The following is a 13,101-nucleotide window of genomic DNA, read 5'->3' as shown; positions in this document are numbered from 1 at the left end:
GCCCGATGCACCTGCCCGCCCGCCTTTTCCTATTCGCGCCGCTGGCGGTGCTGGCACTTTCGGCCTGTGGCAAGAAGGACGACGGCAATGCCGCGCAGGCGGCCGGTGGCGAAGTCCTGCCCGGCACGGTCAGCGATTCGATGATCAATCTCGACACTTCGACATCCGAGCCGCCGCTCCAGCCGGTGCAGCCGAGCGCCGGAGCAAAAACGGCCAAGGCGCCGGCAGACGATGCCAGCAGTGCCGCCGATGAACCCGAAGCGGAAGCGCCAGCGCCCGCCGCCGCTCCTGCTGCAGCATCGCCGCCGCCGCCCGCCAACTGAAGCCGCGCGTCAGTCGATCCCGAGCAGCGCCTTCGCCTGGCGCAGGTGCGGCTGGTCGATCATCCGCCCGTTGAGCTGCAGGGTTCCCGCGCCCGGATTGCCGGCAAAGGCTTCGACGATGGCGTGCGCTTCGTCCAGCTCCGCCTCGCTCGGCGCGAAGGCCGCGTTGATAATCGGCACTTGCGCGGGGTGGATCGCCAGCATGCCGGCAAACCCGTCGCCCTTGGCGGCCAGCGCGGCCTGGCGCAGGCCTTCCTCGTCGCGGAAATCGGCGTGCAGCGTGTCGATCGCCCAGACCCCGGCAGCGTGGGCCACCAACAGCGTCTGCGCCCGGACATAGCGGAAGGCATCGGTCCACAGGCCGGCGGCATCCCGCTTGCGCGAAGCACCCAGTTCCGCGCCGAGATCCTCTGCCCCCCAGGTCAGGCCAGCCAGGCGCGGCATCGGGCTGGTGGCATAATCGGCGATGGTGATCGCCGCGCGCGGCGTTTCGCTGACCAGCGGCAGCACCTTGGTCTGGCCGTTGGGAATGCCGTTGCGCTGTTCCAGCTCGTAGATTTCGGCCGCGATCATGCGCACCTGTTCGGGCCCGTCGGCCTTGGGCACCATGATTCCGGCGGGCGCACCGGGCATCACGGCGCCAAGGTCGTCGCGCCAGAGCCCGGTGTCGACCGCGTTGATCCGCACCCAGTGGACCTGCTTGCGCATGGTCACCTGCCGCTTGTGTGCTTCGAGCCAGTTGCGCGTGACGCGCCGCGCCTCGGCCTTGGCCGAAGGCGCGACGGCATCTTCAAGATCGACGATCAGCGCGTGCGCACCTGTTTCCGGGCCCTTGGCCAACTTCTTCTCGCTATCGCCGGGGACGAACAGCCAGGACCGTGGAATGCGCACGCGTGATCTCTCCCTCTCGCTCCGTCAGGCAGCAGCCCCCGCGGCTTCCTGTTCGAGCGTCGGGTAGTCCGTATACCCTTCCTCGCTGGGATAGTACCACGTTTTGGGCGCGCCCTTGTTGGGGTTGAGCGGCGCTCCCTTGCGGATGCGCGTGGCAAGGTCGGGGTTCGACAGGTAGAGCCGGCCCCAGCTCACCGCGTCGCAGCGGCCCGAGGCGACATCCTGCGCGGCAGCATCGGCGGTGTAGTCGCTGTTGAGCACAAGCGGGCCCTTGTAGATCGAACGGATCACCGCGTCCTGCTGCGGCACGGTGGTCGAACCATAAGTGCCGTCCGGCCCCGGCTGGCGCAGTTCGAGGAACGCGGCGCCCGCATCCTGCACGACCTGCGCCGCGTGCGCGAACAGCGTTGCCGGATCCGGATCGTCCGCGCCCTGGCTGTCGCCGTTGGGTGAAAGGCGGACCGAAACGTGCGGCGCATCCCACGCCGAAACGATGCCCTGCAGCACTTCGCGCAGCAGGCGCACGCGGTTTTCGGCCGGGCCGCCGTAATCGTCATCGCGCAGGTTGGTGCTCGAACGCAGGAACTGGTCGATCAGGTAGCCATTCGCGGCATGAAGCTGCACGCCATCGAAGCCGGCTTCGCGGGCGTTGCGCGTGGCAAGGGCATAGTCCTCGACGATCCGCGGCATTTCGTCGATGCGCAGCGGGCGCGCTGTTTCGTAGGGGAAGCGCCCCGCCGGGGTGTGCGCCATGCCTTCCTCCAGCCGGGTGGCCGAGGCCGAGACGGGCGGCTCGCCGCCAAGGAACCAGGGGTGGACGATGCGGCCCATGTGCCACAGCTGGCACACGATGCGGCCGCCCGCCTTGTGCACCGCTTCGGTGATCGGCTTCCACGCTTCGACCTGCGCCTGGTTCCAGATCCCCGGCGCACGGGCCGCGCCGAGCCCTTCGCGGCTGATGCCGGTCGCTTCGGTGATGATCAGCCCGGCATCGGCGCGCTGGGCGTAGTACGTCGCCATGATCTCGGTCGGCACGAAGTTGTCGTCGGCGCGCATGCGGGTGCAGGGCGCCATCAGGATGCGGTTTGGTGCGGCAATCGCGCCGAGCTGGATCGGCTGGAACAGGGAATCGTGCATGGACAAGACCTTCGCGGGATGAAATGACAAGGACGAGGACACGAGATTTCCCGTTTCCTTTTGCAACCTGTTTAGCGGGAAACCCGTCCCCCATGTCAACCCTCGGCAAGGGCCCTGGCGCCACTGCGATGTCTTCCGGTCAGCCGACCGCGCGCCATTTCCTGGCGCTGCTCGGTGGCAACGTGGCGCTGGCACTCGGCCCGTGGTCGGTGCGGCTGGCCGATACCGGGCCGGTTGCCTCGGGTTTCTGGCGTCTGGCGCTGGCCCTTCCCCTGCTCGCGCTTTTGGCCAACCGCAGCCGCCAGCCGCTGACCGGCATGGGCCGCGCGGCATGGATTGCGGTGGCGGCCGCCGGCGTGCTCTTCGCGCTCGACCTTGCAAGCTGGCACATCGGCATTGCTCGCACGCGCCTTGGCAACGCCTCGCTGTTCGGCAATTCGGGCAGCCTGATCCTGATGGCCTGGGGGGTGATCGCCGCGCGCCGGTCGCCCCGCCGCATGGAAGTGATCGCGATCGTTGCCGCGCTGGCCGGGTCGGCCATCCTGCTCGGCCGCTCGCTGGAGATCGACCATGCGACGCTGGTGGGCGACCTGTTCTGTATCCTGGCCGGGTTCTTCTACACCTTCTACATCCTGCTGCTGCAGCGCGGCCGCGAACGCTTCGGCAGCTGGGCGCTGCTGTTCCATTCTAGCCTTGCCGGGGCCCCCGTCCTGCTTGCCATCGCGCTGTCGCTGGGCGAGCGGGTCATGCCGCACAACTGGTGGCCGCTGATCGCGCTCACCCTTGGCAGCCAGATCGTGGGGCAGGGGCTGCTGGTCTATGCCCTGCGCCACTTCCCGCCGCTGGTCATCGGCCTGGCCCTGCTGACGCAACCTGCCGTTTCGGTGCTTGCCGGCTGGTTCGCGTTCGGCGAGACGCTGGGAGCGCTCGATGCGTTCGGCATGATGCTCGTGGCCGCGGCGCTGGTGCTGGCGCGGTTGGGCGACAGCCCCAAGAAAGCGGGCTAGCGGCAAGGGAGCCCGGCTGGTAGCAGGTGCAACCAGTTTGACTGCCGGAGAGTCCTGCCGATGAAGTTCGTCGTTCCTGCTGCTGCGCTGCTTGCCCTTGCTACGCCCGCGCTGGCGCAGACTCACCCGACGCACGCGGCCATGGCCCAGAGCAGCGAGGACACCGCGTTCCGCGCGATCGCCGACCGCTATGTCGAAACGCTCGTCCGGCTCGAACCCGTGACCGCCACTGCGCTGGGCGATCATCGCTACGATGGGCTGCTGTCCGACATCAGCGCCAAGGGCCGCGCCGCCGCCACCGCCGAATGGCGCGCCCTGCGGGAAGCGGCGCAGGCCACCGATCCGGCGCAGCTGTCGCGCGACAACCAGGTCGACCGGCTGCTGCTGATCAACGATCTCGACTATCGCCTGTGGCGGATCGAAAGCCTGCAAAGCTGGGCGTGGAACGCGCAGAACTACAACGAGGAGGCCGCCAACGCGCTCTACACGCTGGCTGCGCGCGACTTCGCGCCGTGGCCGCAGCGCCTCGCCTCGGCCACCGCGCGGATGGAGGCGCTGCCCGCCTATCTTGCCGAAAGCCGTCGCCAGCTGGTCGCAGGCCGCGTACCCGCGATTTATGCCGAGACCGTGTCGAAGCAGAACGCGGGCATCGTCGAGGTGGCCGAAACGATGCTTGCGCCCCATGCGGGCGAACTCGACCCCGCCGCCAAGGCCCGCTTCGACAAGGCGCTGGCAGCGCTCAAGACCGCGGTTGCCGAGCAGCAGACCTGGCTCGATACGGTGCTGGTACCGAAGGCCAAGGGCGACTTCCGCCTGGGGCCGGCGCTCTATGACCGCCAGATGGCGTTCGAGCTGCAGTCGAGCATGACGCGCCCCGAGCTGAAGGCCAAGGCGGAGAAGGCCAAGGCCGATATCCGCAACGAGATGTATGCCCTGGCGCGCCAGGTGCTGAAGGACCGCGCCCTGCCGGAAAAGCCGACGGCCGATCAGCAGCAGGCCGCGATCGAGGCGGCCCTGCAGCTGAGCTATGCCCAGCGTCCGCCGCGCAACGGGCTGGAGCAGGCGAGCCGCGATGCGCTGGCGCAGGCAACCGACTTCGTGCGCGAGAAGAGCTTCGTCGGCATGCCCGACGGCCCGGTGAAGGTGGTGACCATGCCCAAGTTCCGGCAGGGCAATTCGGTCGCCTATGACGATGCCCCCGGCCCGCTGGAGCGCGATGGCGCCAACTTCTTCGCGGTTTCGCCGATCCCCGACGACTGGACCGAGGCGCAGGCGACCTCGTTCCTGTCCGAATACAACCGCTACATGATCCACGACCTCGCCATTCACGAGGCGATGCCCGGCCACTACCTGCAGCTCGACCACGCGATCAAGGATCCGTCGGTGCTGCGCGCGGTGCTGGGATCGGGTCCGTTCGTCGAAGGCTGGGCGGTTTATGCCGAAGGGCTGATGAAGGAGCAGGGCTATCTGAGCGGTGATCCGCTGTTCCAGCTGACTGTGCTCAAGATGCGGCTGCGCTCGGTCACCAACACGCTGCTCGACATCGGCATCCATACCGAGGGGATGACCCGCGACCAGGCGATGGACCTGATGATGAAGGGCGCCTTCCAGCAGGAGCGCGAGGCCGCGGGCAAGTGGGTGCGCGCCAGCCTATCGTCGGTCCAGCTGCTGAGCTACTTCACCGGCTACGAGGAACATCGCGCCCTGCGCGAGGAGGCGAAGCAGCGGTTCGCGGAGAAGTTCGATCTGCGAACCTATAACGACAACGTGCTCGGGCACGGCATGCCGCCGGTAAAGTTCGTGCGCGAACTGATGTTCGGACTGCCGATCAAGTGACCGCCCTTTTGCAAGTCGCTAATATGAAATTGTTATAGGCATCCGGGAGGACCCGGTTATACCTCGTCGCTGGTTTCAGTTGAAATGAGTCTCCGGTCGCTGCGGGGAGTTTCGACCTTCGCACCGACTGGCGGCCAAGATGCTGGCCTGCCGCATGCCGCGTTGGCGTGCGGAATAACGAGTCCGGGGACCAAGATGCCAACCAACACCACCAGGGCGAGCAGCGTGCTGTCCGCCAACCGCGAAGCCGACGCTTTCGAGCTGCTCGGCACACCTGTCGAGCTGGGGCTCGCATCGCTGACCGTGGCGACTCCGAGCGGGTTCAATCTCGACGACTATGCCGGCTACACCTGGGCCGGGAAGCCCATCATCGGGCTCGACGGGGTCAAGGCGCACATCGATTCAGGCACCACGCTGAAGGCGCCCAGCGGGGTCATCACCTATTCCTTCACCGACCTGTCGCACCTGACCGGGCTGTACAACAACCCGACCGCCGGTTTCACCTCGGGCTATGGCTTCTCGCCGTTCAGCGCGCAGCAGCGCACCGAAGCGCGCGCCTCGATCCAGCTGTGGGATGACCTGATCCCGCAGAAGTTCGTCGAAAAGAACGGCATCGGCGCCGACATCCAGTTCGCCAATTCCTACGACCCGGCACAGGCCTATGCCTACTATCCCGGCACAAAGGGCTACAAGTTCCAGTCCGACGTGTTCGTGGCCGATCCCGCGATCAACTGGACCAACGGCTGGTTCGGCTTCGGCGGCTATGGCAAGACGACGCTGGTGCACGAACTTGGCCACACGCTGGGCCTGTCGCACCCGGGCAACTACAACTACGACCCGAGCCTGCCGCTGAGCTACGGCAACTACGCCGAATATGCGCAGGATAGCACGCAGTACACGATCATGTCGTACTGGGATTCGAGCGAGACCGGGGCGAACATCATCGACTGGTCGACGGTGTTCTATGGCAATGCGCAGACCCCGCTGCTGCACGACATCCTGACCATCCAGTCGAAGTACGGCGCCGACACCACGACCCGTTCCGGCAACACCACCTACGGCTTCAACAGCAACGCCGGGAACGTGGTCTACGATTTCTCGAAGAACGCCTATCCCTACCTGTCGATCTACGATGCGGGCGGGGTGGATACGCTTGACCTGTCTGGCTTCAACGCCTCGCAGCAGATCGACCTGCACGCCGGATCGTTCAGCTCGGTAGGGCAGGCCGTGGCCGATGTCGCCACGGTCAACGCCAACCGCGCGGCGCTCAACGCGCTGGCGGGCGAGACGGTCGCGGGCAACGCCACGCAGAACGGCATCAACAACGTCGCCAACACCTTCATGACCGCCAATGCCAGTAACATCTTCTACGATACCGGCGTGTCGGGCGTGCGCGCGACCGAATACATGAACCTGTCGATCGCCTATGGCACAACGATCGAGAACGCGACCGGCGGCTCGGCGCGCGACGTGATCTGGGGCAACGAGGTGGCCAACGTGCTGAAGGGCATGGGCGGCGACGACGTGCTGAACGGCTTCGAGGGCAAGGACACGCTCTATGGCGGGGCCGGTGCGGACGTGTTCCAGTTCCACATCGTGGAAAAGGGCGACACCATTGCCGACTTCGTTTCCGGCACGGACAAGATCGACCTGACGCACCTTGGCAGCACGGTCGATGGCACGGGCGCGGACCTGACGTGGATCGGCTCGGCCGCGTTCAGCGGCGTTGCCGGCCAGCTGCGCTTCGCCGGCGGCCACCTGATGGCCGACCTCAACGGCGACAAGGTTGCGGACTTCGACGTCACCGTCAGCAGCACCGTGCTGCAGAGCGACGTCCTGTTCATCTGACAGTCGCTAGCTAAACGAAAGGGGCGACCTCTCGCGAGGCCGCCCCTTTTTTGCGCGCTTCAGATTTGCGTCACCCCCCGAACGGCTTCGCGCCCAGATCGCCGAGGCCGACCGTGCCGCTTGCCATGTCGAGCATGCGGTCGAGGCTCTTCTTGGCGGCGAGGCGCAGGTCCTCGTCCATCTCGATGCGGGGCTGCAGGTCGCGCAGCGCGAGGTAGAGCTTCTCCATCGTGTTGAGCGCCATGTAGGGGCAGATGTTGCAGTTGCAGTTGCCGTCGGCTCCCGGCGCGCCGATGAACGTCTTCTCCGGCATCGCCAGCTCCATCTGGTGGATGATGTGCGGCTCGGTCGCGACGATCAGCGTGTCGCCGGGCATGGTCTTGGCATATTGCAGGATGCCGCTGGTCGATCCCACGTAATCGGCGTGATCGACGATGTGCGGCGGACATTCGGGGTGCGCGGCGATCGGCGCATCGGGGTGCTGCGCTTTGAGCTTGAGCAGCTCGGTTTCCGAAAACGCTTCGTGCACGATGCACACGCCCGGCCACAGCAGCATGTCGCGCCCGAACTTACGGTTGAGATAGCCGCCAAGGTGCCGGTCAGGGCCGAAGATGATCTTCTGGCTCTCAGGGATCTGGGCAAGGATCGTCTCGGCGCTCGACGACGTCACGATCACGTCGGACAGCGCCTTCACCTCGGTCGAGCAGTTGATGTAGGTGAGGGCGATGTGATCGGGATGCGCTTCGCGGAACGCCTTGAACTTGTCCGGCGGACACGAATCCTCAAGGCTGCACCCGGCGTCGAGATCGGGCAGCACCACGATCTTGTCGGGGCTGAGGATCTTGGCGGTATCGGCCATGAACTTCACGCCGCAGAACGCGATGACATCCGCGTCGGTCGCCGCCGCCTTGCGCGACAGCTCGAGCGAATCGCCGACGAAATCGGCCAGGTCCTGGATTTCCGGGCGCTGGTAATAATGGGCGAGGATGACCGCATTGCGTTCCTTGCGGAGGCGGTCGATCTCTGCCCGAAGGTCGAGCCCGGAAAGATTGGTCGGCTGCGCGGTCATCGAAGGTTCCCAGCCGGGACGGGCAAGACGGACAACGTACAAGCGTACACAACGTACAAGCGTACAAGGGGCCGCCCCGGACAGGGAGGGACTTAGGGGGCCTATCCGCCTGCGGCAATAGCTTCGACGTACGCGGTGAACGGGGCATAGGCGGCCAGCGCGAAGATCGCGGCCAGTTCTGCCACGATCACCGCCGGGCCGACCAGCGTTGCGGGGTGAACCCGGCCGATCGTGCGCAGGTCATGGCGCAGCGGGAAGGCAAACAGCGCGATCTGGCAGGCACGCTCGACCCAGGGGCCTGCCGCACCCAGCAGCGGCATCGGCACCAGTCGTCCGAAACCGGGCTCGAGCACCAGGATCACGGCGGCGAGCATGAGCCGCCGGTGCCAGGGTGCATTCTTGCGCATCAGCACGGCCGCGGCGAACACGCCCACGAACCCCGCGATGTCCACCCAGGTCAGCGCCACGAAATACGAATTGGTGAAGAACGGGGGCACGCGGCCCAGCTCCACCGCGCGATTTGCGGCGTTGATGGCGGCGAGTACGATCGCTGCGACGACGAGGCACGACAGCCATCCCAGCGTACGGTGCAAGGCCATCGAGCGGGCGCGTCCGAGCCGGGTCTGCACGATGAACAGGCCCATCCAGCCCAGCATCAGCAATCCGTGGGCATGGACCCACCACGGGGCGCCGATCGGATGGCTCAGCCCGCGCAGCGCGAACTGGCCGAAGGCGAAGACGGTAAAGATCGCAAGGCCGATCGCCATGCGCACGTGGAAGTCGCGCTCGCGAAGCGCGAAGGAAGACGGAATATCGGGCGGTAAAGGTGCGGCCGTGGCCATTGGTCATTCTCCCCAGCAGTCCCGCGGCGCGATTACGCTCGTCAGGCACCGGTTCCAATGACGCCCGTCACATCGGAGTCGGCTCTCCGTCGAATGCTACCACAACCTTGACCTCGCCAAAGCCCGCAACTTGCAGCGGGATGGCAAGATTCTGGCGGATCGCATCCTTGGCGGCCCCGCGCGCCAGGTTCATCAGCACGGGATTGGCCGCCTGCTCCACCGCGAGTCGCTCGGCGAGGCGCGTGTTGTCGCGGGTCAGCTTGTCCTGCGCATCGCGGCTGATCCACACGCCTTCACGCAGGTATTGCGCCCGCGCCTCGTCCAGGTTGGGACGGCCGACGACCAGCGCAGGCAGACGGACGGCCAGGGTCTTGGCCTGCGCGTTCCAGCGCATCCGGTCGCGGCCGATGCCGGAAAGATCGAGCGTGTAATCCACCCGCGCCGGGATCACTGCCACCTGCTTGGACTTGACCAGCCCGAACAGCCGCGCGTCGTCGCTCGACACCACCGGCGCCAGCTGGGCGCTGAACACCGTCAGCGTGTTCTGCTTTTCGAACGCGACGAGGCTGGTGGCGAGCGGATCACCGATGTCTGCCGGCCGCCACAGCTTCCACGCCAGGAACGCCGCAATCGCCAGCGCGGCGACAAACAACAGCCAGGGAAGGGCAGAGGCGCGCGCCGGTGATCGCGAGGCGGCGGTAGGCTGAACGGGGTGGGGCGGGGTCAGGTCAGGCTCCATGTCTCCCCCGTAACCGCAACGCGGCCCTGTCGTTCCAGATCGACCAGATGGGCCAGGACCGATCGGCCTGCGGCGCCGGTCAGCCGGGGGTCGAGCCCCTTGTACATCGCCGCGACCATCGCCGGGATCTGGTTCGGCGCTTCTTCCAGCAGGCGCACGATCTGCCGCTCGCGCTGGCGGCGGTGCCCGATCATCCCGCGCACCAGCTGGCGCGGATTGTCGATCTGTGGCCCGTGTGCGGGGTAATAGACCTTGTCCTCGCGCTCCTGCAGCTTGAGCAGGGACGCCATGTAGGCGCTCATGTCGCCATCGGGCGGGGAAACCACGCTGGTCGACCAGCCCATCACGTGGTCGCCGGTGAACAGTGCGCCTGATTCCACCACGCCATAGCACAAGTGGTTGCTGGTATGGCCGGGCGTCGCCACGGCTTCGATCGTCCAGCCCTGACCTTCGAGCCGCTCGCCGTCTGCCAGCACGCGGTCGGGCTGGTACGTCGGATCGAACGCAGCATCGGCGCGCGGGCCATCGTCGGCCAGCACCAGCGGCGCGCAGCCGATGATCGGCGCGCCCGTGGCGGCCTTGAGCGGCAGCGCGGCCGGGCTGTGGTCGCGGTGGGTGTGGGTGCACAGGATCGCCACGATCCGGGCATCGCCCACCGCCTTGAGGATCGCCGCGACATGCCCTTCGCCGTTGGTGTCGGCATGACCCGCCACCCCGGTGCCATCGGGGCCCGGATCGATCACCGCCACTTCCCCGCCGTTGCCGACGAGGTAGGTCTGCGTGCCGGTGTAGGTGTAGGGGGAGGGATTGGGCGCAAGCACGCGCCGCACCAGCGGTTCGAGCTCGACCGCCAACCCGGTGTTCCACGTGGAACTATCGTCCAGGGAGAAATCGCTAGCCATCCATAAGGGTATGGGGACGCAATCCCCCGGAAGCAATATTGCATGGTCGGCGATTGCAGCGCAGGATGCCCGCCATGGAGCCGCCCTTCCTCTATGACCTTGCCGTGATCGGGGGCGGGGTGAACGGTGCGGCGATCGCCCGCGATGCCGCCGGGCGTGGCCTGTCGGTGCTTTTGCTCGAACGTGGCGATCTAGCGCAGGGAACGTCCTCGGCCTCGACCAAGCTGATCCATGGCGGCCTGCGATATCTGGAGCATCGCGAATTCAGCCTGGTGCGAGAGGCGCTGCGCGAACGCGAGGTGCTGTGGCGCATTGCGCCCCACATCGTCTGGCCGATGCGCTTCGTGCTGCCGCTGGTGAACGACGGGCGCCCGGCGTGGATGCTGCGCGCCGGGCTCTGGCTCTACGACCATATCGGCGGGCGCGAGGCTCTGCCCCCCGCGACGCGCGTGGACCTGACCGGCGAGATGGGGCTGCGCGAAAGGATCCGCTCCGGGTTCGAATACTCCGATTGCTGGGTGGACGATGCGCGCCTTGTCGTCCTGCTGGCGCGCGATGCCGCCGATCGCGGCGCCGAAGTCGTCACGCGGTGCGAAGTGACCCGGCTGGCGCGCGAAGGCAGCGGCTGGCGGATCGAGACGGGCGGTCCGAATGGTGGCGAGCCGTTTCGCGCGGCCATGGTCGTCAATGCGGCCGGCCCGCAGGTCGGCGGCGTGCTCGACCGTGCGCACGAAGCGAAGCCGCGCCTGCTGCGCCGGGTGCGTGGTTCGCATATCGTGGTGCCGCGCCTGCATGACGATCCGCGCGCTCTGTTCCTGCAGCTGCCCGATGGCCGGATCTGCTTCGCCATCCCTTACGAACACCGCTTCACGCTTATCGGCACCACCGATTCCGAAGAGGGTGCAGATGCCGATCCCCCGCGCGCAAGCGATGCTGAAATCGCCTACCTGTGTGATGCCGCTGCGCGCTATTTCCGCTATGCGCCGACGCCGGCGGATGTCGTCTGGTCCTATGCCGGCGTACGCCTTCTGGCCGACGATGGCAGCGGCAAGCCCGAGGCGGCGACCCGCGGCTACCAGTTCGATCTCGATCGTGGCCCCGATGCGCATTCGGCGCCGCTGCTCACTGTGCTGGGCGGCAAGATCACCACGCACCGCACGCTGGCCGAAGCCGCGCTCGAACGGCTGGGGATCGAGGCGAATGCCGGCTGGACGGCGACCGCGCCGCTTCCGGGCGGCGATTTCAAGCCGGATGGCCTTGATGAAGCGGACAATGTCCTGCCGATCGAACAGGAAATCGCCGCCATCGTGCGCAACCTGCCCCCCGGGACCGCGCACCGGCTGGCGCGGGCCTATGGCACGGAGGCGCTGCGCTTTGCCCGGGCCGACATGGGCCGCGATCTGGGCCATGGGTTGTCCGAGGCGGAGCTCGACCACCTCGTGACGCGCGAATGGGCGATGACGGCGCAGGACGTGCTGTGGCGACGCTCGAAGCTCGGCCTGCGCTTCGATCGCCTCCAGGCCGACGAGCTGGCAGAGCGGCTGGGCGCGCTCGCCTGAATGCCTTCCCGAAAGTCGGGTCTTGCCAACCCTTCATCCAGCCCCGAAAGCCCCCATGTAACAGGGGCCAGCGGAACACCAACCGGACGGGTCCATATGCAGGTGCTGTCGATGCTCTATCTCTGGCTCAAGGCCGGCCATGTCATCTTCGTGATCTTCTGGATGGCGGGGCTGTTCATGCTGCCGCGATATTTCGTCTACCATCAGGAAGACGGTCTTGCCGGGGCGATGCACGCCACGTGGTCCGATCGCGAACGCAAGCTGCTCAAGATCATCCTCTGGCCCGCGCTGGTCGTGGTCTGGGTGTTGGGGCTCGCGCTCGCCATGACCATCGGTGCGTTTCAGCAACCGTGGTTCCACGCCAAGCTGGCGCTGGTCCTGCTGCTTACGGCCTACCACTTCTGGCTTGCGGGCTATGCCCGGGCGCTGTGGCAGGGCCAGGCCAAGCTCACCGGACGTCGCCTGCGCATGCTGAATGAGGTGCCGGGCGTGACCGCGGCCCTTATCGTGATCCTGGTGATCCTCAAGCCGTTCGGCTGACGGCGCGGGAGCGGGTCTCAGCCGCGCAAGCGGCGCAAGCCGTTCCGCATCGCGTCGCGCAGCAGGACGCGCGGGGAACGATGCAGGTACTTCCACTGCGATCCCCAGGCATGGGCGGGGGCGGGGCGCGCCTCAGGGCGAGGAAAGGCGGTCTTGCGCGGGGGCAGGTGAACGCTCATCGGGTATCTCTCTCTTGCTGCCGTGACGTGCTGGCGCGCCGCTCGACGCGCATTTCGTACCTGATGGCAACGCCGTGGCCGCAGGCGGCGTTCCGCGCGATCGCTGCGGATTGACCTCTCGCCGGGCCCGGCTTATGGCAAACGCGCTTTCCGGCAATGGCGCTCTTCCGTTTGCGCCCACGTACAGGTCCGCTTTCCCCAAGCCCCAAGACCTTGCCGGTTCGGCCCA

Annotated in this window: 13 protein-coding genes; 6 read left to right on the top strand and 7 right to left on the bottom strand. The window is 66.9% G+C overall.

The window, feature by feature from the left end:
- The first annotated feature begins 5 nt into the window (after positions 1-5).
- The gene (locus HHL27_RS13205; protein ID WP_169493892.1) at positions 6-323 is read left to right on the top strand and encodes a hypothetical protein; all 318 of its coding nucleotides are present in this window, start codon (positions 6-8) and stop codon (positions 321-323) included.
- A 9-nt stretch (positions 324-332) separates the two neighbouring features.
- Here HHL27_RS13205 and HHL27_RS13200 read toward each other — a convergent pair whose 3' ends face one another.
- Both HHL27_RS13200 and HHL27_RS13195 read right to left on the bottom strand, forming a co-directional pair.
- Positions 333-1,214 (bottom strand): aldolase/citrate lyase family protein, encoded by an 882-nt coding sequence (locus HHL27_RS13200; protein WP_169493891.1) that lies wholly within the window; start codon positions 1,212-1,214, stop codon positions 333-335.
- A gap of 24 nt (positions 1,215-1,238) precedes the next feature.
- Entirely contained in the window at positions 1,239-2,351 is a 1,113-nt protein-coding gene (locus HHL27_RS13195; RefSeq protein ID WP_169493890.1) for an alkene reductase, read from the bottom strand.
- Between the two features lie 92 nt (positions 2,352-2,443).
- Between HHL27_RS13195 and HHL27_RS13190 the strand changes: the two genes are divergently transcribed.
- The 3 genes from HHL27_RS13190 (at position 2,444) to HHL27_RS13180 (ending at position 7,042) form a co-directional block, all read left to right on the top strand.
- On the top strand, positions 2,444-3,358 hold the full coding sequence (locus tag HHL27_RS13190) for a DMT family transporter (protein ID WP_240959750.1): 915 nt from the start codon (positions 2,444-2,446) through the stop codon (positions 3,356-3,358).
- A 60-nt stretch (positions 3,359-3,418) separates the two neighbouring features.
- The gene (locus HHL27_RS13185; RefSeq protein ID WP_169493889.1) at positions 3,419-5,194 is read left to right on the top strand and encodes a DUF885 domain-containing protein; all 1,776 of its coding nucleotides are present in this window, start codon (positions 3,419-3,421) and stop codon (positions 5,192-5,194) included.
- Positions 5,195-5,389: 195 nt separating this feature from the next.
- On the top strand, positions 5,390-7,042 hold the full coding sequence (locus HHL27_RS13180; RefSeq protein ID WP_169493888.1) for a M10 family metallopeptidase C-terminal domain-containing protein: 1,653 nt from the start codon (positions 5,390-5,392) through the stop codon (positions 7,040-7,042).
- 70 nt (positions 7,043-7,112) lie between these two features.
- On the opposite strand, the gene nadA is transcribed toward HHL27_RS13180, so the two are convergent.
- The 4 genes from nadA to HHL27_RS13160 form a co-directional block, all read right to left on the bottom strand.
- The gene (gene nadA, locus HHL27_RS13175) at positions 7,113-8,111 is read right to left on the bottom strand and encodes a quinolinate synthase NadA (RefSeq protein ID WP_169493887.1); all 999 of its coding nucleotides are present in this window, start codon (positions 8,109-8,111) and stop codon (positions 7,113-7,115) included.
- 101 nt (positions 8,112-8,212) lie between these two features.
- Positions 8,213-8,953 (bottom strand): adenylate cyclase, encoded by a 741-nt coding sequence (locus HHL27_RS13170; RefSeq protein ID WP_169493886.1) that lies wholly within the window; start codon positions 8,951-8,953, stop codon positions 8,213-8,215.
- Positions 8,954-9,020: 67 nt separating this feature from the next.
- Entirely contained in the window at positions 9,021-9,692 is a 672-nt protein-coding gene (locus HHL27_RS13165) for a DUF4230 domain-containing protein (RefSeq protein WP_169493885.1), read from the bottom strand.
- Positions 9,677-10,594, bottom strand: a complete 918-nt coding sequence (locus HHL27_RS13160; RefSeq protein WP_169493884.1) for an MBL fold metallo-hydrolase — start codon at positions 10,592-10,594, stop codon at positions 9,677-9,679. The genes HHL27_RS13165 and HHL27_RS13160 overlap by 16 nt, the downstream gene beginning before the upstream one ends.
- Positions 10,595-10,668: 74 nt before the next feature.
- Between HHL27_RS13160 and HHL27_RS13155 the strand changes: the two genes are divergently transcribed.
- Together HHL27_RS13155 and HHL27_RS13150 are read left to right on the top strand one after the other, a co-directional pair.
- Positions 10,669-12,153: a glycerol-3-phosphate dehydrogenase gene (locus HHL27_RS13155; protein ID WP_169493883.1), complete on the top strand. Its 1,485-nt coding sequence runs from the start codon at positions 10,669-10,671 to the stop codon at positions 12,151-12,153.
- A 96-nt stretch (positions 12,154-12,249) separates the two neighbouring features.
- Positions 12,250-12,693, top strand: a complete 444-nt coding sequence (locus HHL27_RS13150; protein WP_169493882.1) for a CopD family protein — start codon at positions 12,250-12,252, stop codon at positions 12,691-12,693.
- A gap of 17 nt (positions 12,694-12,710) precedes the next feature.
- Here HHL27_RS13150 and HHL27_RS13145 read toward each other — a convergent pair whose 3' ends face one another.
- A complete protein-coding gene (locus tag HHL27_RS13145) occupies positions 12,711-12,872 on the bottom strand; it encodes a hypothetical protein (RefSeq protein WP_169493881.1) in 162 nt (53 codons plus the stop codon).
- Positions 12,873-13,101 lie beyond the last annotated feature (229 nt).

The organism is Novosphingobium olei (assembly GCF_012927405.1).
Lineage (GTDB): Bacteria > Pseudomonadota > Alphaproteobacteria > Sphingomonadales > Sphingomonadaceae > Novosphingobium > Novosphingobium olei.
The sequence above is the reverse complement of the archived record's forward strand: the minus strand, read 5'-3'. Positions and strand labels throughout refer to the sequence as shown.